Origin of the sequence: Erwinia typographi (genome assembly GCF_000773975.1) — a bacterium.
In the GTDB taxonomy this organism is placed as follows: domain Bacteria; phylum Pseudomonadota; class Gammaproteobacteria; order Enterobacterales; family Enterobacteriaceae; genus Erwinia; species Erwinia typographi.
Window position 1 is genome coordinate 245,801 of sequence record NZ_JRUQ01000019.1, and the last position, 21,554, is coordinate 267,354.

The following is a 21,554-nucleotide window of genomic DNA, read 5'->3' on the forward strand; positions in this document are numbered from 1 at the left end:
TGCCTTAAAAAGAGAGTCCAGTATGAGTCAGAGTGAGACTATCGTCGCCCAGGCGACGCCGCCAGGCCGCGGTGGCGTAGGTATTCTGCGCGTTTCCGGCAGCAAAGCCGCTGAGGTGGCACAGACGCTACTGGGCAAGCTGCCGACACCCCGCTACGCCGACTATCTGCCTTTCCGCGATAGTGAAGGCAACGCGCTGGATCAGGGTATTGCGCTGTGGTTTCCTGGCCCTAACTCCTTTACCGGTGAAGACGTTCTGGAACTTCAGGGACACGGCGGCCCGGTGATCCTGGATTTGCTGCTTAAGCGGATTGTTGCGCTGCCGGGCGTGCGGATCGCGCGTCCTGGCGAATTCTCAGAACGTGCGTTCCTCAACGATAAGCTTGACCTGGCGCAGGCCGAAGCGATTGCCGACCTGATCGACGCCAGTTCAGAACAGGCCGCCCGCTCCGCGCTGAATTCGCTTCAGGGCGCCTTCTCGCGGCGGGTTAACCATCTTGTGGAAGCACTTACTAACCTGCGAATCTACGTGGAAGCAGCGATCGACTTCCCTGATGAGGAAATTGACTTCCTGTCAGACGGTAAAATCGAAGCGCAGCTCAACCAGGTTATTGCCGATCTGGACGGCGTGCATGCCGAAGCGCGTCAGGGAAGCCTGCTGCGCGAAGGGATGAAGGTAGTGATTGCCGGTCGTCCTAATGCTGGAAAATCCAGCCTGCTGAACGCGCTGGCAGGTCGGGAAGCAGCGATTGTCACCGCTATCGCCGGAACCACGCGTGACGTCCTGCGCGAACATATTCATATTGACGGTATGCCGCTGCATATCATTGATACGGCAGGATTACGCGAAGCCAGCGACGAAGTGGAGCGTATTGGTATCGAACGTGCGTGGAATGAGATCGAACAGGCGGACCGGGTGCTGTTTATGGTTGACGGCACCACGACCGGGGAAACCGAACCTGCCGCGATCTGGCCTGACTTTATTGCCCGCCTGCCGGCGACGTTACCGATTACCGTAGTGCGTAATAAAGCCGACGTCACTGGCGAGACGCTGGGTATCAAGGAAGTGAATGGTCACTCACTTATTCGCCTGTCCGCGCGAACCGGCGAAGGCGTTGATCTGCTGCGCAACCATCTGAAGGAAAGCATGGGCTTTTCCGGCAATATAGAGGGCGGTTTCCTGGCGCGCCGTCGCCATTTGCAGGCGCTCGAGTTAGCATCCACTCACTTACTTGAGGGCAGAGCGCAGCTGCTGGGCGCCCGGGCAGGCGAGCTGCTGGCGGAAGAATTACGAGTCGCTCAGCATTGCTTAAGCGAGATTACCGGGGAGTTTACCTCCGACGATTTACTGGGCCGCATTTTCTCCAGCTTCTGTATTGGCAAGTAAGCATTATCCTAACCGCCTGCTGATACGATCTGCCGGTTTCACCCTCCTGCTGCGTACACTCCTCCTCTGAGTGAGGAAAAAGCATGATCTTAATCTGAAAAACCCCACATACCGGTAAAGTGGGGTGTTTTTTCCTAAGAAAATTCTTACAATAGCGATGATGATTTTCCGACCATTTTCACGGAGCGACAGATGGCAAGTCATTTTGCACGCAGGACCCTTGTCCACGGCACCCCCTCGGTGCAGCGACTCCCTCAACACCTGATTGATTTTGCCAGCACCCTGGCTGAAAAACGCCGTGCGCGCTTTCTTACGGCCCGCTCTCTGCTGGCCGACCTGATGCTGCGCGTCTATGGCATTACTCAACTTCCTGAACTGACCCAGAGCCTCTGCGGTCGCCCGTGCTTTGTTGACCGCGATCTCCCTGACTTCAGCCTCGCCTATGCGGGTAACATCATTGGCGTACTGCTGGCGGAGGAAGGCGGCCGCGCCGGTCTTGGCATGGAGATTATTCGCGCGCACAGCCGTCAAACCCAGGAACAGTATCTGCGGGATTTATCCTCAGGCGAAAAAGCATGGATAAACGCGCAAAACGATCCCAGCGAGGCGGCCCTGCAGCTTTGGTCAATGCGTAAAAGTTTGCTGAAACTGACCGGGATCGAGGATGTCAGCAGCGACTCGCTACGCCTGCATCCCGCTTCCGGCCGTTTACGCTCCCTGCGCTTTCCTGATATTCAGGCCATCTCTGACGTTGACCCGTTGATGATCTGGTCCTGCGCGCTGTCGCCGGGCAGCGAGCGCCTGCACCTCTGGGAGTATGACGAGGAGAAGCACTGGACGAGGCTACAGGAAATTCAGATAAACAGGCCGGAGATGGGCCAGCGCGTGCTGCGTCTGACCAGCCTGCCGCAGGAGAGAGTGCTGCAAAGCTGAACCCGTGAGCAGGCAAGCGGGACGCCGCCTGTGAAAGAGTAAGCAGGCCAGCCTTAGCGGGCCTGCTAAACGCCCTTAGTGGGCGTCGATAAAGATGATTTTCAACACGAACAGCAGCGCCACAACCACCACGCAAGGGCTGATTTCACGCCAGCGCCCCGTCCCCAACTTCATCACGCAGTAAGAGATAAAGCCCAGCGCAATGCCTTCGGTGATCGAGAAGCTGAACGGCATCATCGCGGTAGTGACGAATGCGGGAACGGCCTCGGTGAGGTCATCCCACTTTACGCGAGCCAGGCTGGAGGTCATCAGCACACCCACATAGATCAGCGCGCCAGCGGCCGCATAGGCAGGAACCATGCCCGCCAGCGGCGACAGGAACATCACCAGCAGGAACAGGATGCCGGTTACCACCGCCATCAGGCCGGTACGACCGCCGACGGAAACGCCTGACGAGCTTTCGATATAGGCGGTAACGGAGGAGGTGCCGATATAGGCGCCCGCTACGGAGCTGATGCTGTCCACATACAGCGCCTGCTTCATGCGTGGGAAGGTCCCTTTCTCGTTGGTCAGGCCAGCTTTGTCCGTCACGCCAATCAGCGTGCCGGAGGAGTCGAACAGGTTGACCAGCATGAAGGAGAAGATAATCCCGGCCATGCCAACGTTCAGCGATCCGGCAAGGTCAACCTGGCCCAGAACGGAGCTAATGCCGGTTGGGGCGGAAAACACGCCGCCGTATTTCACGTCGCCAATCGCCAGGCCGATCAGTGTGGTGATCACAATAGAAACCAGCACGGCGATATGAATATTACGCGAGGCCAGGATGGCAATAATAAAGAAGCCGAGCGCGCCCAGCAGCACGCTATGCGAGCTTAAATCCCCTACCGCCACCAGCGTGTCTTTGTTTGGCACCACAATACCGGCATTTTTCAGGCCGATCATCGCAATAAACAGACCGATACCGGCGGTAATCCCCACGCGCAGGCTAACCGGGATGTTGGCGATCATCCAGTAACGAATACGGAAAATGGTCAGCAGCAGCAGGCCGACAGCCCCCCAGAAGATGGCTCCCATGCCTACCTGCCAGGAAATACCCATTGCGCCAACGACCACAAAAGCGAAGAACGCGTTGAGGCCCATGGCCGGTGCCAGCGCAACCGGCAGGTTAGCCACCAGCCCCATCAGAATGCTGCCAAAGGCCGCAATCAGGCAGGTGGTGACAAAAACGGCCTGGGTATTCATCCCGGCCACGCCGAGAATTTGTGGGTTTACAAAAACGATATAGACCATCGTCAGAAAGGTGGTGAAACCCGCAATCACTTCAGTACGCGCCGTCGTACCGTGTTCCTGCAGTTTAAAGATCCGCTGTAGTAGACCTGGATTGTTCATTATGTGATTCCAAAACGGAGAAAAGTTATCGTCGGCTATCCTAACCTATAATTGTGATTTTGGGAGCTTGCCGCCGGGGTTTTTCGCAACCGATTGCGCTGCTTTTTCACAAGGTGTGGAAAAATTGTCGCGAATACCACCAGGCCTCGCGATACTAGCGCTTACCCTACTTTAATCATGGACCTTTGCATGAAGACACCGGGCATCATCATTCTGGCTGCTGGCCTGGGTACACGCTACAAGCAAGCCGGAGGACGGGGCAATAAACTGCTGGCTCTGCAACAGAACCAGCAAAGCTTACTGGCGCTAACCCTGCAACAGGCGCAAACCTCGGGCCTTCCACTGCTGCTGGTAACCCGCCCCGAATATGACACCATCCTCGATCTGGCCGATCGGCGCCACATTCCCGCGATCGCCGTTGCCAGCAACGGCAGTGGCGAGAGTATTGCGGCGGCCGTGCAGCACACAAGGAACTGGTCAGGATGGCTGATCCAGCCAGGGGATATGGCATGGGTGACAACGCAAGACCATCAGCGCGTGGCTCGCGCGCTTGCAGATGGCGCTCAGCAGGTCAGGCTCTGCTGGCAGGAACAACCCGGCCATCCGGTGGGGTTCGCGGCAAGTTATGGCGAAGCGCTAAGCCGGTTAACCGGGGATAACGGCGCACGCGCACTGCTGGACCCAATGATCCTGCAAAAAATCAGCGCCCACGCCGGGGTGATTGTCGATGCGGATCTACCAGAAACTACAAACCGTTCCTGACGCGCACAATATCTGCCAGCGTTGCCAGCGCAATCTCTCCGGGAGTTTTGCTACCAATCGGCAGCCCGACCGGGGCATGAATGCGCGCCAGCGCCTGATCCGATAAGCCTCCCAGCTCGGCCAGACGCTGCAGACGTTTCTGGCTATTGCTGGTCGATCCCATTGCGCCAATGTAAAACGCGGGCGTATGAACAGCTTCCATCAGCGTCAGATCATCGACACGCGGATCGTGGGTAAGACAGAGGATCGCCGTTCCCGCCGAGGCACCCGACTGCTCCAGATAGCGTGCCGGATGTTGCTGGATGCAATGCAGATTTTCGCAGGCCATTACCGCCGCACGTAATTGATCAAATTCAGCATCCCGGTGTTCACAAACCACCACGCGGAAACCCAGCATCAGCGCCAGAAGAATACAATCACTGGCGACGGCGGAAAAACCGGCAATCAGTACCGTAGTCACCGCACCCACCGGCAGCACAACGCTATCATCGTCGTATCTCAGCAGGGCCAGAGGCTCGTCCGCTGCCAACGTCTGCCACTCATGATCGCGGCCAGGGGTGATATAACGTGTCAGCCGTGAGCCGCCACTCAGTGCCTCCTGCATGGCGCTCAGCAACGCCAGTGACCGCTCCTGCGGTTCAATCCGCTCCACCAGCACATCCAGGATGCCGCCGCACGGGAGCTGAACAGGTGGCGACAACCCTCCCGCGCCGTAACGAACCCGCTCGCTGGCATGGGGATAAGCGCCCTGTTGCAGCCGTGCGAGAAAATCCTCTTCGATACAGCCTCCCGAAAGCGAACCGCTCCAGTGACCTTCCGCGTCCGCTACCAGCATCGCTCCCGGAGAGCGCGGCGCCGAACCCCAGCTATGCAGTACGGTGCATAACCAGATCGCTTTTCCCTGCTGTAACCACTGTAATCCCTGGTCAACCACGCGTTGATCGAGTGATAACATACATTTCCTCCGCGTCAGTGACTGCTGGGATTCGCGCGTACCTGCGCCACTTTTTCCGTTAAGTCGGCCCAGGCAGGTTCGTTCGGGGCGTAACGCTGGCGCAGATACGCCGCGATATCCGCTACCTGCTTATCCGACAGGCTGCCAGCGAAACCGGGCATATAACCCAGTGCATCGGTGGCTGGCTTATCGATCCCGTGTAACACCACCTGCAACAGGTTATCCGGCGTTGCGCTGGTCAGGCTGCTGCTGTTCGCCATGGACGGGCTGACGCCGAACAGCTTCGGTCCACCTTCACTGGCGCTATGGCACGCCTGACATGCGCCTTTAAACAAGCGTTCCCCGGCGGCGGTATTCCACGCTGGCTTCATTGACGGCTGTGCCGTTGGCTCGGGTATCACCGTCTGGCCGTTGATATCCGCTAAATAGCTTGCCATAGCACGGACATCAGCCTCCGGCAGCGTAGCCAGATGACTGACTACCGGGGCCATCGGTCCGGCAGCCACGCCATGTTTGTCGTCGTAACCGTTGCGCAGATAGGTATAGAGCGATGCGGCGCTCAAGGGCTGAGGCGATTTACTTAACTGATTGAGCGCAGGTGCTTCCCAGCCGTCGACCCAGCCACCGGCGAGGAACTGATTACCGCCTTTTTCCGCCCCCATCAGATTGCGCGGTGAATGGCAGGCGCCGCAGTGGCCCGCGCCATTCACCAGGTACGCCCCCCGATTCCATTCGGCGCTTTTGCCAGGGTCGTTCTGATATTCACCCGTGCGCAGATAGAGGGCATTCCAGCCAGCCATCAGGAAGCGCATATTGAACGGAAAACGCATCTCATTGGCGGGCGGGGCCTGCTCCACCGCCGGTTGCGACATCAACCAGGCATACAGCGCCTGCATATCGCCTTCGCTCAGCTGACGAAATGAGGTGTAGGGAAATGCCGGGTAGAGATGATGGCCATCGCGGCTGATACCCTGGCGCATGGCGCGGTCAAAAGCATTAAACGACCAGTTGCCGATACCGGTTTTTTTATCCGGCGTGATATTGGTGGAAAAGAGGGTGCCGAATGGCGTGTCCATCTTCAGGCCACCGGCATTGGTAGCCCCGCCTTCAGTGGTATGACACACGGCGCAGTCACCGGCCGCGGCCACCTGACGCCCCCGCTCCAGCATCGCCGTCGACCAGCTCCCGGCCTCAGGAGGCGCAACCGGTTCGATAGCGGCACGCCATGGCAATGCATTGGTGGCGATACCCATCGCAGCGCCGAGCAAACCGGCAGCGCCGCCCAACGCCCACCGGCGGCGGGCCGTTTTTTTCCTTTCAGGTGCAGGTAACTTCGGCTCTGGCTGCGGGTCCGGCCCATTCATCGCCTGACGCAATTTATCCGAAGTGATCGGTAACTCGCGAAAGCGAATACCGGTAGCGTCGAACACCGCGTTGGCGATAGCGGCAGCGCTGGGAACCGACGCCGATTCCCCCGCGCCCAGCGGTGGCTCATCAGGGCGTGGCACCATCATCACATCAATATCCGGCACTTCCGGGAAGGTCAGGATCGGATAGCTGCCCCATTCCTGGCTGGCGATCATATTGCTTTCAATCGTTACCTGCTCTTTCAGCACGCGGCTGGTGGACTGGATAACGTTGCCGTGGATCTGGTGCTTCACGCCGTCAGGATTGACCATCATGCCGGCATCGTGACCAACGGTGATGCGCGTTACGGCAATTTCGCCGCTCTGCTTATCAATCGCCACATCGGCTACCCAGGCCGCCCAGGCCGCGCCGAAGCCGGGAAATTTACTGTGGATGTAGCGCGCATAGGCGAATCCGCGACCACGCAACACGCCGGGTTCGCTGGTGTTTTGCATCGGTTCAGCACGCGGCGTCCAGCCTGCGCGGTCGGCAGTCGACCGGATCAGTTCCGCCGCACGTTTATCCGGGATATAGCGCAGCCGGTACTCGACCGGATCAACACCTGCCGCGTGCGCCAGTTCATCCATATAGGATTCGTGGGCGAAGGTATTGGGCAGCGCCGAGACGCCGCGCATCCACGAGGCGCGCACAATTGGCGCCATATCTTCAATGGTAATGCGCATATGAGGAAAGTCGTAGGGTGGGATCGAGGTGCGATCGCCCATCTCATAAGCCAGCGCTACCGGCTCCACGCGTCCGGTCAACAGCAGCGCCAGCGTGGGTGCGCCGTTAGAAGGATAGGAGGTAGTGAAATCATAGACCTGCGGGTTGCCAGCGGCATCAAGCCCACCATCCACGTCCATCAGCTGTGCGGTGCCTTTCGGCTCCCAAATGTGTTCCTGCGCGCGAGTCAGCTGGACGCGCACAGGCTTACCGACGGCTCGGGAAAGCAGCGCGGCATCGGCGGCCACATCATCGGCGCAGTTGCGGCCATAGCAACCTGCCGCTTCCATACGATTCACGTCGATGTCGCTTTCCGGGATCTCAAACAGCCAGGCGAGATCGGCACGCAGCAGATGTGGATTCTGCGTGCCGCTCCACACCTGCAGGCCCGTCGCATCATAAGCGGCTACGGCGCAGGAGGGACCGATAGAGCCGTGCAGCTGATATGGCCAGACGTAGCTGCGGGTAAAACGCTGCGCGACGTTTTCCAGTGCGGCATCCACCTCGCCGGTATCGTGCACCACGCGCGAAGTCCTTGGGTTATCACGAATCGCCTGTTCCACGTCGCGCATATCCGGCAGCATAGGCTTCCATGGCTTCCAGTGTACTTTGAGGGCTTCCATTGCGGCGATGGCCTGCTCTTCACGTTCGGCCACTACGCCAACGAAATCAGCGATTTGCACCACTTTGACGATACCGTCGAGATGCGCAATTGAATTTTCATCGATGCTAAGAAATGACGTACCCACAAATTGCCCGGTGTCATAACCGGCATAGGGTGGGCGGATCACCCGGCCATGTAGCATGTCGGGCAGGCGCATATCGTGCACCCAGGTCAGTTCACCGGTGGCTTTGCCCGGAATATCAACGCGCCGCGAGCTGGTGCCCACTATCCGGTATTCACCGGCTGGTTTTAACGGGACATCATCAGAAATGCGTAACTGGCAGCGCTGGCCGTTAACCAGCTCGGCAAAGCTCAGGGTTGTGCCATTTGCCAGGCGGAATTCCCCGGCATCAAGCGATAACGCTTCCGCTGGAACCTGTAAACGTTCTGCCGCACGCTGTGTCAGCCAGCGGCGCGCCTCGGCGGCGGCTTTGCGTAACGGCACGGCGGAAATCTGTAAGGTGGCGCTGGCAATGGTCGCCCCCTGATTTGGCACGCGGAGCGTATCGCCCAGCACCATCTGTACCTGGTCCATGCGCAGATTAAGTTCTTCCGCGACAATTTGCGTCAGTGAGGTTTTTACCCCGGTGCCGAGATCGACATGGCCGTTAAAGGCCCATACGCTGCCCTGACCATCGATGGCAATGAACAGCGCCAGCTCTTTCGGTTTGAGGGTTGGCGTCTGGCCCTTTGGCACCAGGCCGGGCGGCGGCTGGACCTCATCAACAATCAGCAACACATTGTCTGCTGCCAGTAGTTGTTGCTGGGTCGGTACAGCGGAATGGCTCATTGCTGCGCCTCCGCCTGCTCCAGGCAGAGTTGTACCGCGCGCTTCACCGCGCAGAGGATCTCCTGATGGGTACCGCAACGGCACAAATTGCCACTCAGGGCGGAACGGATTTGCTGGTCGCTGGGGCACGGTAGATCTTGCAGCAGCGCGGCGGTGGTCATGATCATGCCGTTCAGACAGTAACCGCATTGCGCGGCCTGTTCATCAATAAACGCCTGCTGCACCGGATGCAGCGCGTCGCGCTGGCCTAATCCTTCAAGGGTAGTAATGGCGCGCTGCCGTACGCCATACGCCGGGATGACGCAGGCGCGCGCGGCAACGCCGTCAATCATCACGGTACAGGCACCGCATTCGCCCAGACCGCAGCCGTACTTCGGGCCATTGAGAGATAATTCATTGCGTAGCACCAGCAATAACGAGGTATCGCGATAGCTGGTCACTTCTCTCTCTTCGCCATTAACCTTTAAAACATAACGGCGTAAATTTGCAGGTGAAACCGTCGTGGCAGACTGTTGTGCCATCATTTTCATTATTGACCACCTTACCAGGGCGGCTCACTCGTCCTGGGTTATGACTGGCTCGTGTCGTCCAGCATTTTCCTGAGCAGATAAACCAGCGCGACTCGTTCGGCTGGATTCAGCTGCCCGTACGTCATTTCAGTGATGTGAATCGCGTTGTTTGTAGTGTGCTGAATCAGCGCCTGTCCGGCCCCGGTCAGCATCACAATAACCTTGCGTTTATCGGTCGGATCGGGGCCAAGACTGACCAGATCGCGTGCTTTCAAACGTTCAACCACACCGCGAATGGTGGCCTGATCGACGGCGGTATAACGCACCAAATCGTTCTGCGCGCTGGGGCCGTGGTCACGTAGCGCACAAAGGGTAATAAATTGCACCGCCGTGATCTGTGAATCACCCACATGCTGCTGAAAAATCGCCACATGGCGCTGGTAAACTTTACGCAGCAGATGGCCAACCTGCTGGGTGTAGTCGTAATTTTCTTCCGCGAGGGAAGTAGGGTCGTGCGACATAAAAAGGTCCTTTTTCCCGGATACTGCCAGGCAGTGTAATGCATTGTCACTGCGCTGACAGCCGCTCCCTGCGCAATATTAACGTGCCAGTGAAGCTTCCGGCGCCACTACCTGGCCTTCGGCTACCACCAGCAGATCGTCAACTTTGATGTCACAACGACGAAGCGCGATATCCATATGGCATGGCGTTTTACGTTTGCCGCCGACCTCGGTATTCGGGCCGGTGGAGAACAGGAAATTGCCGTAAAACGCGCGCGCATCCATACACATGCCGTCGTTTTTATCGTGCAGGCCCATTGCGGTCCACTGCGCGCGAGGCTGTAAACCCCAGCCGATATGTGAAATGCCATACACTTCCGGGTCGTTGAAGTAGCTCATATAATCACGCAGATATTCTGCTTCAAAGCCGCCGTGGATCCTGGTGACAAAACCTTTCTCTATTTCCAGCGTGATGCGTTCACGGGCATACGATTTGAACGGCAGCAGGATATCGCCCACTTCCAACACCAACACCCCTTCCGCCTGATCTTCGTTCGGCCAGGTGAACAAGAAACCGCTGGGCCAGTGATCCCAGCGGCCCGGCTCATCGGCATAGCCGTATTCGGTCACCGTCGGATACTGTCCCAGCGGTGCGCGGAAATCGCTGCCCGCCTGCGATTTCACCGTCATGATGCGCGCTTTCTCCAGCACAGCGGCGGCGGCCAGCACTCGCGTCTTGTCCTCTTCCGTTGGCAACATTCGTGCCAACACTTCTGGCGGTTCAACGGCCAGCAGGATCCGGGTCCCGGTTTTCAGGATCTGCTCCTGCTCAGGCGAATGCAGCAGCATCATGGTATCGACAATCAGGTCTGCCGCTTCCAGCGCGCGCTGGGCCGCAATGTTGCCCGTCAACGCGGTATCGCCGCAGTAGGCGGTCATGTCGTTGCCCATCGCCGTGGGATGATTAAAGGCTGGCAGCTCCACGCAATACACCTTAGCGCCCAATCTTAGTGCAGCATCGGTCGCGGCCTGCACGGTGCGAGCATCAGAATAATGACTTTTCAGAATGGCGACGCTCTGGGTGGCATCGACTTTAGACAGATGTAACACCTGCTCAAACATCTGTCCTAACTGACTCTGGTTAACGGCCATTGCGGATTCCTCTCAGGTTAGATGTTGCTGGCTAAAAATTCAGCTTTTTATAGCGAACACACTACATCTATTTGTTATAGACGTGTTGCAAAGAAGAGTGCAAGCATTTCTTTTGGTCATAAGAAAAGCCTATTTAACTCAGAGTCAATGCTGTGATTAACATCATGTCATGAAGTTTTAACCATGATAACCATTGCAATTCACAAAAAAATAGCGTCAATAATTAAAGCGTACACACTACATAACCCAAGCAAAGTAAGAAACCAATGCTGCAGGTGTACCTTTAAATTAGCCTGAGTTTTGAGAGGAAAATATGAGCAATATGAAACGCATTGCGATCGTTGGCGCGGGTCTTGGCGGCCTGGCCGCTGGGTCTTTGTTACAGAAAGCCGGCTTCAATGTGCAGGTTTATGAGCAGAGTCCGGTTTTTTCGCGTCTCGGTGCCGGTATCCACATGGGACCCAACGTCCTGAAAGTGTTTCGTCGTATGGGGATCGAACAACAGCTGGAAGATTTGGCCTCACACCCGGACTTCTGGTTCAGCCGCGATGGTGAAACCGGTGAATACCTCTCGCGGATTCCGCTGGGCGAATTTGCGCGCAAAGAGTACGGCGCGGCTTACGTCACGGTCCATCGCGGCGATTTGCAGGCGATGCAGATGACCAGTATGTCGCCAGGTTCGATCCACTTTGGCAAATGCCTGAGCAGCGTAGAAGACAGCGGTAGCGACGTGGTGCTGCGTTTCCAGGATGGCAGCGAAGAGCGCGCCGATATCGTGATTGGCGCCGATGGCATCAACTCGAAACTGCGTGAACACCTGTTAGGCGTGGAGGCGCCAACTTACAGCGGCTGGGTGGCGCATCGCGCGCTGATCCGTGGCGAACAGCTGCGTAAGTACAACCTCGATTTCGAAGATTGCGTGAAATGGTGGTCGGAAGATCGTCACCTGATGGTTTACTACACCACCAAATCACGCGACGAATATTACTACGTCTCCGGTGTACCGCACCCGGCGTGGGATTTCAAAGGCAGTTTTGTCGACAGCAGCCAGCAGGAAATGCTGGAAACCTTCGGCCATTACCATCCGGTGGTACAGGCGCTGATCGAGTGCAGTGAGAGCGTCACCAAGTGGCCGCTGCTCAATCGCCAGCCGCTGCCAGTGTGGAGTGAAGGGCGCATTGTGCTGCTCGGCGACGCCTGCCACCCGATGAAACCGCATATGGCGCAGGGCGCAGCCATGGCTATCGAAGATGCCGCGATGCTGACGCGCTGCCTGACGGAAACCGGCCTTGAAGATTACAGCACCGCCTTCCGCCTGTATGAAGTCAACCGCAAAGAACGAGCCTCTGGCGTGCAGGCGGTCTCTAACGCCAACACTTTCCTGCGCACGCAGGAAGATCCGGCCTGGGTGTACGGCTACGATGTCTTCGCCGCACCGCTGAAAAGCGAGGGGGCGTAATGAGCACTTTTATCAACGGTGGTCAGGTGCTGGCTAACGGCATTCGCCAGCACTATCTGCGCTTTGGCGGTAAAGGCCCGACGGTGATTCTGGTGCCAGGCATCACCAGCCCGGCAATAACCTGGGGTTTTGTCGCGGAAGTTTTTGGTCAGCAGTTTGATACCTGGGTGCTGGATGCGCGCGGTCGCGGGTTATCCAGCAGCGGCGAGGATCTGGACTATGGCACAGAAAGTTGCGCTGATGATATTAACGCCTTTGCCGGGGCGATGGGCCTGACTCAGTACCATCTTATCGGCCATTCTATGGGCGCGCGTTTTATCATGCGCGCGGCGGTTAAGCAGCCGGAAGGCGTACTGTCGCTGTCGCTGATTGATCCCCCAGTCTCGGGACCAGGCCGTCGCCCCTATCCGGGCCAGTGGCCGTGGTATCAGGATTCGATCCGCGAGGCGCAGCAGGGTATGGATGCTGAAGCGATGAAGAAATATTGCCCGAGCTGGACGGAAGAACAGCGCCAGCTACGCGCTGAGTGGCTACCCACCTGCTATGAACCGGCTATCCGTCAGGCCTACGACGATTTTCATCAGCTCGATATCCATCACTGTTTTCACCAGCTGCCGGCCAAAACGCTGCTGATGGTCGCGGGCAAAGGCGGGGTGATCCTGCCGGAAGATGAAGCGGAAATTCGCGAACTGCTGCCCACTATTGCCATCACCCATGTGGAACAGGCCGGACATATGATCCCCTGGGATGACTTCCCCGGCTTCTTCGCTGCCTTTGGTACTTTCCTGGGCGCCCCCCTGCAAGCGGAGGCCCAGCCATGACCCGCCCATACCGTATCGGCCAAATCGTGCCGAGTTCCAACATTACGATGGAAACTGAAATCCCCGCCATGTTGCAGGCGCGTCAGCTGATCCGCCCGGAGCGCTTCACCTTTCACTCCAGCCGCATGCGTATGAAGCACGTCAACAAAGATGAGCTGGCGGCGATGGATAAGGAGTCGGACCGCTGCGCCCTGGAACTGTCGGACGCAAAAGTCGATGTGCTGGGTTATGCCTGCCTGGTGGCGATCATGGCGATGGGGCCGGGTTATCACCGCCAGTCACAACAGCGTCTTACCGCCGTCACGCGCGGAAATGATGCCCTTGCGCCGGTGATCACCAGCGCCGGGGCGCTGGTAGATGCGCTGCATATTATGGGCGCGAAAAAGATCGCGCTGGTCGCACCCTACATGAAACCGCTGACCGAGCTGGTGGTGGATTACATCCGGCGCGAAGGCATTGAAGTTACCGTGTGGCGCGCGCTGGAGATTGCCGACAATCTCGCGGTCGCCCAGCACGATCCCAGTAATCTGCCGGGCATTGTTGCCGATATGTCGCTGGATGACGTCGATGTGGTAGTGCTGTCGGCCTGTGTGCAAATGCCCTCACTGCCTGCGGTAGCCAAAGTCGAAGCGCAAACCGGTAAACCGGTGATCACCGCCGCGATCGCCACCACGTACGCACTGTTGAAAGCGCTGGAGCTGGAACCGGTGGTGCCCGGCGCCGGCGCCTTGTTGTCCGGCGCCTGGTGAGGAGATAGCTGATGACACAAAGTGCCAGTGACAATTATGCCGGTGTCTGGGGTAACCGTATCGGCTTTGGCAAACGCCCGGCTCTGCTGATGATCGATTTTCTTCAAGGCTATACCACGCCGGGTGCGCCGCTGTTTGCGCCGGGTGTAGTCGCGGCAGTGCAGGAAGCGGAGACATTGCTGACCACGGCGCGCCGTAACGGCATTCCGGTGATCCACACTCAGATCCGTTATCACCCGCAGCATCAACGAGATGGCGGTATCTGGGTGCAGAAAGCGCCGGTAATGCGCGACATGGTGGAAGGCAATCCGCTGGCCGCGTTCTATCCGGGCGTACTGCCCTTGCCGGACGAGGTCGTAATCACCAAGCAGTACGCCAGCGCGTTTTTTGGTACGGCACTGGCATCGTTGCTGATGACGGAAGGGATCGACACCCTAATCATCGCCGGGTGCTCCACCAGCGGCTGCGTGCGCGCCAGCGCCGTAGACGCATTGCAATACGGCTTACGCGCGATGGTGGTGCGGGAATGCGTGGGCGATCGCCACGCTGCGCCGCACGAAGCCAACTTGTTTGATATCGACAGTAAGTACGGCGATGTGGTGTCCAAGGCCACCACGCTTGAGTATCTCGGACAGTTCAGCGCCCGTTAAGGGCGCTTATCCACCTGCACGGAGTGCGCACAAAGAACAGGTTTCATGTGTCAGTGAAACGCATAACTATCTACCCATCAGGGTTTGCGCCCGGAGAAAATCATGACTGTTGCTACAACCCGTCCTGCTGTGCTGGCAGCCAGGGACACTGCCGCGATTTACCGCAAAATCACCTGGAAACTGATCCCTTTTCTCTGTTTATGTTATCTGGCGGCGTATCTGGACCGTATCAACATCGGTCTGGCGAAGCTGCAAATGGCCAGCGATCTGTCGCTGAGCGAGACCGCGTTTGGCCTTGGAGCCGGGCTGTTTTTCGTGGGCTATATTCTGTTTGAGGTGCCGAGTAACCTGATTTTGCAACGCGTCGGAGCAAAGATCTGGATTGCGCGCATCATGATCACCTGGGGTTTGCTCTCCACCGCCACCTTGCTGGTGCAAACGCCGATGCAGTTCTACATCATTCGTTTCTTGCTCGGCGCGGCGGAAGCCGGGTTTCTGCCGGGCGTGCTGTTCTATCTCACCAAATGGTTTCCCAGCTGGCGCCGCAGTCGCATCATCGCGCTGTTTATGATTGGCCTGCCGCTCTCCAGCCTGATTGGCGGACCGCTTTCTGGTTGGATTATGGGCCATTTTCATCAGGTTTACGGTATGCGCGGCTGGCAGTGGTTGTTTCTGCTGGAGGGCATACCGAGCGTGCTGCTTGGGGTGATGACTTTTTGGTTGCTGCCAAACAGCGTGGAAAGCGCCCACTGGCTGAGTACGGAAGAGAAGCAGGTGGTACAACGCGATCTGGATAACGATGAAGGCGAGGCGAAAGAGGTAAAACATCGCCTGCGTGATGGCCTGCTCAATATTCGCGTGGTGATGCTCGGCGGCATTGACTTCTCCATTCTGCTCAGCGCTTATGCGATGGGTTTCTGGATGCCCACCTTCATTAAAAACGCCGGAACCACCGATATCAGCACCATTGGCTATCTGACGGCAATCCCCAGCCTGGCGGCATTGATCGGCATGTTGGCGATTGGCAGCAGCTCGGATCGAATGCGGGAGCGTCGCTGGCATATCATCGTGCCGTTTATCGTTGGCGCGGCGGCGATGGGGGCCAGCACCTTTTTCTCCCATAATGTGATGATGACGGTGCTGCTGTTCTCGGTTGCCCAGGCGATGATCATTGGCGCGGTGCCGGTGTTCTTCAGCCTCCCGGCAACTTTCCTGAAAGGCACGGCGGCGGCGGCAGGCTTTGCGCTTGCCTGCTCCATCGCCAATATCGCCGGACTGGTAAGTAACTCGGTAATGGGGATCGCGCTGGATCTCACCGGTAGCGGCAATGGCGCGTTGTGGTTTTTTGCTGCCTGTTTGCTATTCAGCTGCCTGCTGGTGATCGCGTTACCGGCTAAACTGGTTAACCGCTAATCCTCTTTCCTGACAGCGTGTGATTTGCTTTCACACGCTGGTCTGCTTAAACCCAAACCTCACTGCAACAAAACCAGCCTTCTCATGCTCTCTCCTCTGCGCTCTTCCATCCTCCCTGACCGTTAACCATCGGTAAAAAATATGTGGACAAGGTCAAACTATCAGCTAAAGGTATTACAAAGGCATTATAAGTGGTGCTAAGTTGGTTATACCAACACCGGGGAGTAAGTTCGATGAAAAATACAATACCTAAATTGTCGTTCATGATGTTCCTTGAATGGTTTATCTGGGGGGCATGGTTCGTGCCACTCTGGGCCTTTCTGAGTAAAAACGGCTTCACGCCAATGGAGATTGCCTGGTGCTATGCCTGCACCTCCCTCGCCGCCATCCTGTCACCCATTCTGGTCGGTTCACTGGCAGACCGCTTCTTTCAGGCGCAAAAAGTGCTGGCACTGCTGATGATTGCGGGCGCCATCCTGATGTTCTTTGCCGCCCAACAGACGCACTTCGGCAGCTTCTTCCCGCTGCTGCTGCTGTATGCGCTGACCTATATGCCAACCATTGCGCTGACCAACAGTATCGCTTTTTCCCACGTCGGGGATGTTGAACGCGATTATCCGCGCGTGCGGGTGATGGGCACCCTTGGCTGGATTGCCTCCGGCATTGCCTGTGGCTTCCTGCCCCCGCTGCTCGGTTTCGGCGATATCTCGGCCAGTAATATACCGTTGCTAATCACCGCGGCCAGTTCATTGCTGTTAGGGATCTTCGCCCTGATGTTACCGGCGACGGAACCGAAAAGTACCGGCAAATTCAGCCTGCGCGTGGCGCTGGGTCTGGATGCGCTGCACCTGCTGAAAGATCGCAGCTTCCTCGTGTTCTTTGTCTGCTCGTTCCTGTTCAGTATGCCGTTGGCGTTCTACTACATCTTCGCCGAGGGCTATCTGACGGAAGTTGGCCTGCCACATGCAACCGGCTGGATGACCCTCGGCCAGCTATCGGAAATCTTTTTCCTGCTGGCGCTGCCGTTCTTTATCAAACGTTTCGGCATCGGCAAAGTGCTGCTGCTGGGGCTGGTGACCGCCGCGCTGCGCTATGTATTCTTCGTCTTTGGCAGCGACCAAAACCTGCTGACCTTCGGCCTGCTGTTTATGGGCATCCTGCTGCATGGCGTTAGCTATGACTTCTACTTCATCACCGCCTACATTTACGTAGATAAGAAAGCGCCGGTGGCGATGCGCAATGCGGCGCAGGGATTGATTACCCTCGCCTGCCAGGGTATCGGCAGCCTGCTGGGTTACCGGCTCGGCGGCTACCTGATGCAGGAGATGTTTGCCTATGATAAGCCGCAAAACGGTCAGACATTTAACTGGGCCGGGATGTGGATGTTCGGTAGCGTGATGATTGTGGTTATCACCGTCGCTTTTATCGTGCTGTTCCGTGACGGTAAAAAACGCAGTGATGAGTTAACCGCGTTCGAGGCTTCAGCACCCGCTGAAAGCCATAAATAAGAGAAGTAACGATGACAATGACACACCAGGAAAAACGGATTTTAGGCGCCTTTTATGGTCAGGCGCTGGGCGACGCGATGGGTATGCCATCAGAACTCTGGCCACGCAACCGCGTGAAACAGCATTTTGGCTGGATCGATCGCTTCCTGCCCGGTCCGGCTGACAACAATGCCGCCTGCTATTTTGCCCGGGCGACCTTTACCGATGATACCTCAATGGCGCTGGCGCTGGCCGACGCCATCATCACTCATGATGGTGATATCAATGCCGAAACCATCGGAGCCAATATTTTGCGCTGGGCAGAGGATTTTGATGCATTCAACAAGAACGTTTTGGGCCCCACCTCGAAAATCGCCCTGAACGCGTTAAAAGCGGGTACGCCGGTGGCGCAGCTGGAGAACAACGGCCTGACCAACGGAGCGGCGATGCGCGTTTCTCCGCTGGGCTGTCTGCTACCTGCGCGGGATCTGGACAGCTTTATTGATGCGGTAGCGCTGGCCTCGAGTCCGACCCACAAATCCGACGTGGCGATTGCCGGAGCCACCGTTATCGCCTGGGCGGTTTCACATGCTATTGACGGCGCGAGCTGGGACACAATTCGCGATGAGCTGCCGTCGATTGCCCGTGCGGCACAGGAAAAACGAGTCACTACCTTCAGCGCATCAATGGCGGCACGCGTGGAACTGGCGTTGCAGGTGGTGACTAAGGGCAGAGGAACGGAATCGACCATGCAACAGATTTACGATCTGGTTGGCACCGGCACCAGCACCATTGAATCAGTGCCTGCGGCCATTGCGATGGTGGAGCTTAGCGCCTGCGATCCCAACCGTTGCGCCATTCTCTGTGCCAACCTTGGTGGCGATACCGATACCATCGGCGCAATGGCGGTGGCGATTTGCGGCGCATTGCGGGGGATCGAAGGGATCGATCCGGCGTTAAAAGCCGAACTTGATGCTGCCAATAATCTGGATTTCACCCGCTACAGCCGTGCGTTCAGTCGTTTCCGTCAGCAGCGTGAGGCCGCCCATGCTGACGCCTGACGATCTTACGCGGTTGACCGGACATCTTCCGGTTTGCGTGGTAGGCGCGGCGGTGGTGGACGTTATTGCCGATGCCTGGTCGCTGCCGCATCGCGGCAGCGATATCGAGCTGCATCAGCAGAGCGTCAATGTCGGCGGTTGCGCGCTGAACGTGGCGATTGCACTGCATCGACTGGGCGTGCCAGCAGTCAATGCGTTGCCGATCGGTCAGGGCATCTGGGCCGGTATTGTGCAGCAGAAGCTGACCGAATATGGCATTCACAGCGTGCTTGAAACCGCCTCTGGCGATAATGGCTGGTGTCTGGCGCTGGTTGAGCCGGACGGCGAACGCACTTTCCTTTCGGTCAGCGGCGTGGAAAACCAGTGGGATGCGACGCTGCTTAACACCCTCCCGCAGCCGGCGAACCGCTGGATCTATCTCTCCGGCTATCAGCTTGCCAGCCAGAGTGGCGAGGTGCTGATCGCCTGGCTGGAACGCCAGCCTCAGCCGTATCAGCTACTGGTGGATTTCGGCCCACGCCTGGCGGATATCAGCGATGCCTCTTTCAGGCGCATAATGGCGCTGCATCCCCTGATTACAGTGAACAGGCAGGAAGCTGAACTGCTGTGGCAGGAGCGTCTCGGTGAGACCGCCCCATTTGATGCCCATGCCCTGCTAACCCGCTGGCAGCAGCGTTTCAGCAATGCGATAGTGGTGCGTCTCGACAGTGATGGCGCAGGCTACAGCGATGGCGATACTCAGGGATGGGTGCCGGCTCTGACGACCACCGTAGTGGACACTATAGGCGCAGGCGACAGCCATGCGGGTGGAATGCTGGCGGGACTCGCTTCCGGCTGGGCGCTGGCAGACAGCGTGGCGCTCGGCAATGCGCTGGCATCCTATGTGGTGTCGCAACGCGGCGGTGATTGCGCACCAGATCGCGCAACATTAGCGACGTACTGGCAGCAGCGGCTTACTCCGCAATAAATACGTACATATCGCTGCGGCAGTAGCTGATGCTGTACTCCAGCGGGTTGCCCTGTGCGTCAAGCGCCAGCTGCTTAATCACCAGCACCGGCACATTCACGGGCAGGGCGATTTGCAGTTGCAGCGCCTCATCCGGCATACGTGCGCTGACGCGGCTTTGCGATTTCACCGGATGGATTTGCCGATCGCGAAAGTAGTCGTACAGCGAGATACCGATATCGTCGGCATCGGCAATCAGCTGCGTTGAGACCCACGACTCTTCAACCGACACCGCCTGTTGATCAACATAGCGAATGCGCTTCAGCTGCCAGACCTCGCTGCCGCCGCTCAGCCCGAGTTTTTCCGCAATCTCAGCATTGCAGCGGATTTTGCTTTTATTAATCCACACGGTATCAGGCTTTTTACCGCGTAATACCACCTGCTGAGACAGCCCCTTTGGCTCTTTTAGCGAATATTCGAACTGGCTACAGATTTGCGTACCGTATCCGCGCGAACGAATCACCATGCCCTCTTTTTCCAGTTCATCCATCGCCTTACGCACCGTAATGCGCGAAATACCCAGCGACTGACTGAACTCGCGTTCACCCGGAAGGATTTGCTCATGGATCAGCACGCCTTCGCGTACGGCGTCTTTAATGGCGGCGGCAAAGCGTTTATACAGCGGCGTACGGCTCTCATCCGCCAGAATGGATTCAAGCCGCGCAAACAGGGAACCGTGTTGATTCGTCATATCAGGCAGTCGCACGCAATCGGGAAAACGGCAACGCCTGTAAAGTCAGGCAGAATCATTTTATTTTGGCCATCCTCAGGGCGAGATGCGTCTGCTGAGCAGAGTATTTGAAATGTAACCCTCTGTCATCGGAAAATTGCGGGTCGCATTTCAGCGTCAGATAAGTAAAGTGGGAAGGAAGGATAACAAGGAGATTTCACCCATGACGGTTCAATGCGTGTTCTTTGATTGTGACGGAACGCTGGTAGACAGCGAAAGATTATGTACCCAGGCCTATGTGAATACCTTTGCCCCGTTTGGCGTCGAGCTATCAATGCAGGAGATGTTTGAAAAATATAAGGGCGTGAAGCTGTATGACATTATCAGTGACGTTTGTACGCAGCATCAGCTTACGGCTACGGTTGAAGAGCTGGAGCCTGCTTACAGAAAGGAAGTGGCGCGCCTGTTCGATCTGCAACTGGAACCCATTGCAGGCGCAAAAGCGTTACTGGAGAAAATGGCCGTGCCGATCTGCGTGGTCTCCAACGGCACCGTAAGCAAAATGCAGCACTCGCTGGGTCTGACGGGAATGCTGAGCTTTTTTGATGACCGTTTGTACAGCGGCTACACGATCAATAGCTGGAAACCCGATGCGGATCTGCTGCTCTATGCCGCAAAGCAAATGGGCATTCCGATTGAAAATTGTATTTTAGTGGATGATTCAGCTGCGGGCGCGCAGGCGGGGATTAGCGCCGGTATCCCGGTATTCTATTTTTGCGCAGACGCCCACAACAAGCCGTTGGATCATCCGCTGGCCACTTCTTTTACCGATCTGGCGCAGCTGCCGGAGATATGGCAAGCGCGGGACTGGCGGCTTACAACTGAAGATGTGCAGTGAACACTCTCAGATGAGAATGTTCACCGCACTAACAACGGTTATCTGCTGTTACGGAAGATAAACGTCATAACTTAGTTGGCATCTGGAACAAAAGTCCCGCGAATTGGATTGATAACGCCAACCTTTTTCCATGCCATCTGCCAGTTGGTGGAGCCTGTACATAGATTTG

At 57.2% G+C, this 21,554-nt stretch carries 19 protein-coding genes; 12 read left to right on the forward strand and 7 right to left on the reverse strand.

The genetic code is table 11. From position 1 onward, the window contains the following. Positions 1–22: 22 nt before the first annotated feature. Positions 23–1,387, forward strand: coding sequence for a tRNA uridine-5-carboxymethylaminomethyl(34) synthesis GTPase MnmE (mnmE, locus tag NG99_RS05925; RefSeq protein WP_157032564.1), 1,365 nt, complete (start codon positions 23–25; stop codon positions 1,385–1,387). A 192-nt stretch (positions 1,388–1,579) separates the two neighbouring features. After that, positions 1,580–2,320, forward strand: a complete 741-nt coding sequence (locus NG99_RS05930) for a 4'-phosphopantetheinyl transferase family protein (protein WP_034889340.1) — start codon at positions 1,580–1,582, stop codon at positions 2,318–2,320. A gap of 75 nt (positions 2,321–2,395) precedes the next feature. Here NG99_RS05930 and NG99_RS05935 read toward each other — a convergent pair whose 3' ends face one another. Continuing rightward, positions 2,396–3,709, reverse strand: a complete 1,314-nt coding sequence (locus tag NG99_RS05935) for an NCS2 family permease (RefSeq protein WP_034889342.1) — start codon at positions 3,707–3,709, stop codon at positions 2,396–2,398. Positions 3,710–3,898: 189 nt separating this feature from the next. Here NG99_RS05935 and NG99_RS05940 point away from each other — a divergent pair, with 189 nt between their 5' ends. Continuing rightward, positions 3,899–4,471 (forward strand): nucleotidyltransferase family protein, encoded by a 573-nt coding sequence (locus NG99_RS05940; RefSeq protein WP_034889343.1) that lies wholly within the window; start codon positions 3,899–3,901, stop codon positions 4,469–4,471. Here NG99_RS05940 and NG99_RS05945 read toward each other — a convergent pair. From NG99_RS05945 to NG99_RS05965, 5 genes are all read right to left on the reverse strand, one after another. Then, entirely contained in the window at positions 4,455–5,426 is a 972-nt protein-coding gene (locus NG99_RS05945) for an XdhC family protein (protein ID WP_034889345.1), read from the reverse strand. The genes NG99_RS05940 and NG99_RS05945 overlap by 17 nt on opposite strands. Before the next feature lie 14 nt (positions 5,427–5,440). Continuing rightward, positions 5,441–9,010 (reverse strand): molybdopterin cofactor-binding domain-containing protein, encoded by a 3,570-nt coding sequence (locus NG99_RS05950; protein WP_034889347.1) that lies wholly within the window; start codon positions 9,008–9,010, stop codon positions 5,441–5,443. Next, the gene (locus NG99_RS05955; RefSeq protein ID WP_034889349.1) at positions 9,007–9,540 is read right to left on the reverse strand and encodes a (2Fe-2S)-binding protein; all 534 of its coding nucleotides are present in this window, start codon (positions 9,538–9,540) and stop codon (positions 9,007–9,009) included. The genes NG99_RS05950 and NG99_RS05955 overlap by 4 nt, the downstream gene beginning before the upstream one ends. 38 nt (positions 9,541–9,578) lie before the next feature. Further along, a complete protein-coding gene (locus NG99_RS05960) occupies positions 9,579–10,040 on the reverse strand; it encodes a MarR family winged helix-turn-helix transcriptional regulator (protein ID WP_034889352.1) in 462 nt (153 codons plus the stop codon). Positions 10,041–10,118: 78 nt separating this feature from the next. Continuing rightward, a complete protein-coding gene (locus NG99_RS05965) occupies positions 10,119–11,171 on the reverse strand; it encodes a 2,5-dihydroxypyridine 5,6-dioxygenase (protein WP_034889355.1) in 1,053 nt (350 codons plus the stop codon). Positions 11,172–11,484: 313 nt separating this feature from the next. Between NG99_RS05965 and NG99_RS05970 the strand changes: the two genes are divergently transcribed. The 8 genes from NG99_RS05970 (at position 11,485) to NG99_RS06005 (ending at position 19,778) form a co-directional block, all read left to right on the forward strand. Further along, entirely contained in the window at positions 11,485–12,630 is a 1,146-nt protein-coding gene (locus NG99_RS05970; RefSeq protein ID WP_034889358.1) for an FAD-dependent monooxygenase, read from the forward strand. Further along, positions 12,630–13,451 carry an alpha/beta fold hydrolase gene (locus tag NG99_RS05975; protein WP_034889361.1) on the forward strand — a complete coding sequence of 274 codons (822 nt, stop codon included), beginning with the start codon at positions 12,630–12,632 and terminating at the stop codon, positions 13,449–13,451. The genes NG99_RS05970 and NG99_RS05975 overlap by 1 nt, the downstream gene beginning before the upstream one ends. Then, positions 13,448–14,200 (forward strand): maleate cis-trans isomerase family protein, encoded by a 753-nt coding sequence (locus tag NG99_RS05980; RefSeq protein ID WP_034889364.1) that lies wholly within the window; start codon positions 13,448–13,450, stop codon positions 14,198–14,200. Before NG99_RS05975 ends, NG99_RS05980 begins: the two co-directional genes overlap by 4 nt. An 11-nt stretch (positions 14,201–14,211) precedes the next feature. Continuing rightward, positions 14,212–14,850, forward strand: a complete 639-nt coding sequence (locus NG99_RS05985) for an N-carbamoylsarcosine amidohydrolase (protein WP_034889367.1) — start codon at positions 14,212–14,214, stop codon at positions 14,848–14,850. Positions 14,851–14,952: 102 nt separating this feature from the next. Further along, a complete protein-coding gene (locus tag NG99_RS05990) occupies positions 14,953–16,263 on the forward strand; it encodes an MFS transporter (RefSeq protein ID WP_034889370.1) in 1,311 nt (436 codons plus the stop codon). A gap of 233 nt (positions 16,264–16,496) precedes the next feature. Further along, positions 16,497–17,771 carry a nucleoside permease gene (locus tag NG99_RS05995; RefSeq protein WP_034889373.1) on the forward strand — a complete coding sequence of 425 codons (1,275 nt, stop codon included), beginning with the start codon at positions 16,497–16,499 and terminating at the stop codon, positions 17,769–17,771. Positions 17,772–17,788: 17 nt separating this feature from the next. Beyond that, on the forward strand, positions 17,789–18,811 hold the full coding sequence (locus NG99_RS06000; protein WP_198138738.1) for an ADP-ribosylglycohydrolase family protein: 1,023 nt from the start codon (positions 17,789–17,791) through the stop codon (positions 18,809–18,811). Then, positions 18,798–19,778: a PfkB family carbohydrate kinase gene (locus tag NG99_RS06005; RefSeq protein ID WP_034889379.1), complete on the forward strand. Its 981-nt coding sequence runs from the start codon at positions 18,798–18,800 to the stop codon at positions 19,776–19,778. The genes NG99_RS06000 and NG99_RS06005 overlap by 14 nt, the downstream gene beginning before the upstream one ends. Here NG99_RS06005 and NG99_RS06010 read toward each other — a convergent pair. After that, positions 19,765–20,508, reverse strand: coding sequence for a GntR family transcriptional regulator (locus tag NG99_RS06010; protein ID WP_034889382.1), 744 nt, complete (start codon positions 20,506–20,508; stop codon positions 19,765–19,767). The two genes, NG99_RS06005 and NG99_RS06010, sit on opposite strands and share 14 nt — an antisense overlap. 202 nt (positions 20,509–20,710) lie before the next feature. On the opposite strand from NG99_RS06010, the gene yieH reads away from it, so the two are divergent. After that, positions 20,711–21,385, forward strand: a complete 675-nt coding sequence (gene yieH, locus NG99_RS06015; protein ID WP_034889385.1) for a 6-phosphogluconate phosphatase — start codon at positions 20,711–20,713, stop codon at positions 21,383–21,385. Positions 21,386–21,554 lie beyond the last annotated feature (169 nt).

What these genes read in the sequence shown, in the direction of transcription:
- mnmE (WP_157032564.1), top strand. Translation starts at nt 23, where the DNA reads ATGAGTCAGAGTGAGACTATCGTCGCCCAGGCGACGCCGCCAGGCCGC.
- NG99_RS05930 (WP_034889340.1), top strand. Translation starts at nt 1,580, where the DNA reads ATGGCAAGTCATTTTGCACGCAGGACCCTTGTCCACGGCACCCCCTCG.
- NG99_RS05935 (WP_034889342.1), bottom strand. Translation starts at nt 3,709, where the DNA reads ATGAACAATCCAGGTCTACTACAGCGGATCTTTAAACTGCAGGAACAC.
- NG99_RS05940 (WP_034889343.1), top strand. Translation starts at nt 3,899, where the DNA reads ATGAAGACACCGGGCATCATCATTCTGGCTGCTGGCCTGGGTACACGC.
- NG99_RS05945 (WP_034889345.1), bottom strand. Translation starts at nt 5,426, where the DNA reads ATGTTATCACTCGATCAACGCGTGGTTGACCAGGGATTACAGTGGTTA.
- NG99_RS05950 (WP_034889347.1), bottom strand. Translation starts at nt 9,010, where the DNA reads ATGAGCCATTCCGCTGTACCGACCCAGCAACAACTACTGGCAGCAGAC.
- NG99_RS05955 (WP_034889349.1), bottom strand. Translation starts at nt 9,540, where the DNA reads ATGAAAATGATGGCACAACAGTCTGCCACGACGGTTTCACCTGCAAAT.
- NG99_RS05960 (WP_034889352.1), bottom strand. Translation starts at nt 10,040, where the DNA reads ATGTCGCACGACCCTACTTCCCTCGCGGAAGAAAATTACGACTACACC.
- NG99_RS05965 (WP_034889355.1), bottom strand. Translation starts at nt 11,171, where the DNA reads ATGGCCGTTAACCAGAGTCAGTTAGGACAGATGTTTGAGCAGGTGTTA.
- NG99_RS05970 (WP_034889358.1), top strand. Translation starts at nt 11,485, where the DNA reads ATGAGCAATATGAAACGCATTGCGATCGTTGGCGCGGGTCTTGGCGGC.
- NG99_RS05975 (WP_034889361.1), top strand. Translation starts at nt 12,630, where the DNA reads ATGAGCACTTTTATCAACGGTGGTCAGGTGCTGGCTAACGGCATTCGC.
- NG99_RS05980 (WP_034889364.1), top strand. Translation starts at nt 13,448, where the DNA reads ATGACCCGCCCATACCGTATCGGCCAAATCGTGCCGAGTTCCAACATT.
- NG99_RS05985 (WP_034889367.1), top strand. Translation starts at nt 14,212, where the DNA reads ATGACACAAAGTGCCAGTGACAATTATGCCGGTGTCTGGGGTAACCGT.
- NG99_RS05990 (WP_034889370.1), top strand. Translation starts at nt 14,953, where the DNA reads ATGACTGTTGCTACAACCCGTCCTGCTGTGCTGGCAGCCAGGGACACT.
- NG99_RS05995 (WP_034889373.1), top strand. Translation starts at nt 16,497, where the DNA reads ATGAAAAATACAATACCTAAATTGTCGTTCATGATGTTCCTTGAATGG.
- NG99_RS06000 (WP_198138738.1), top strand. Translation starts at nt 17,789, where the DNA reads ATGACACACCAGGAAAAACGGATTTTAGGCGCCTTTTATGGTCAGGCG.
- NG99_RS06005 (WP_034889379.1), top strand. Translation starts at nt 18,798, where the DNA reads ATGCTGACGCCTGACGATCTTACGCGGTTGACCGGACATCTTCCGGTT.
- NG99_RS06010 (WP_034889382.1), bottom strand. Translation starts at nt 20,508, where the DNA reads ATGACGAATCAACACGGTTCCCTGTTTGCGCGGCTTGAATCCATTCTG.
- yieH (WP_034889385.1), top strand. Translation starts at nt 20,711, where the DNA reads ATGACGGTTCAATGCGTGTTCTTTGATTGTGACGGAACGCTGGTAGAC.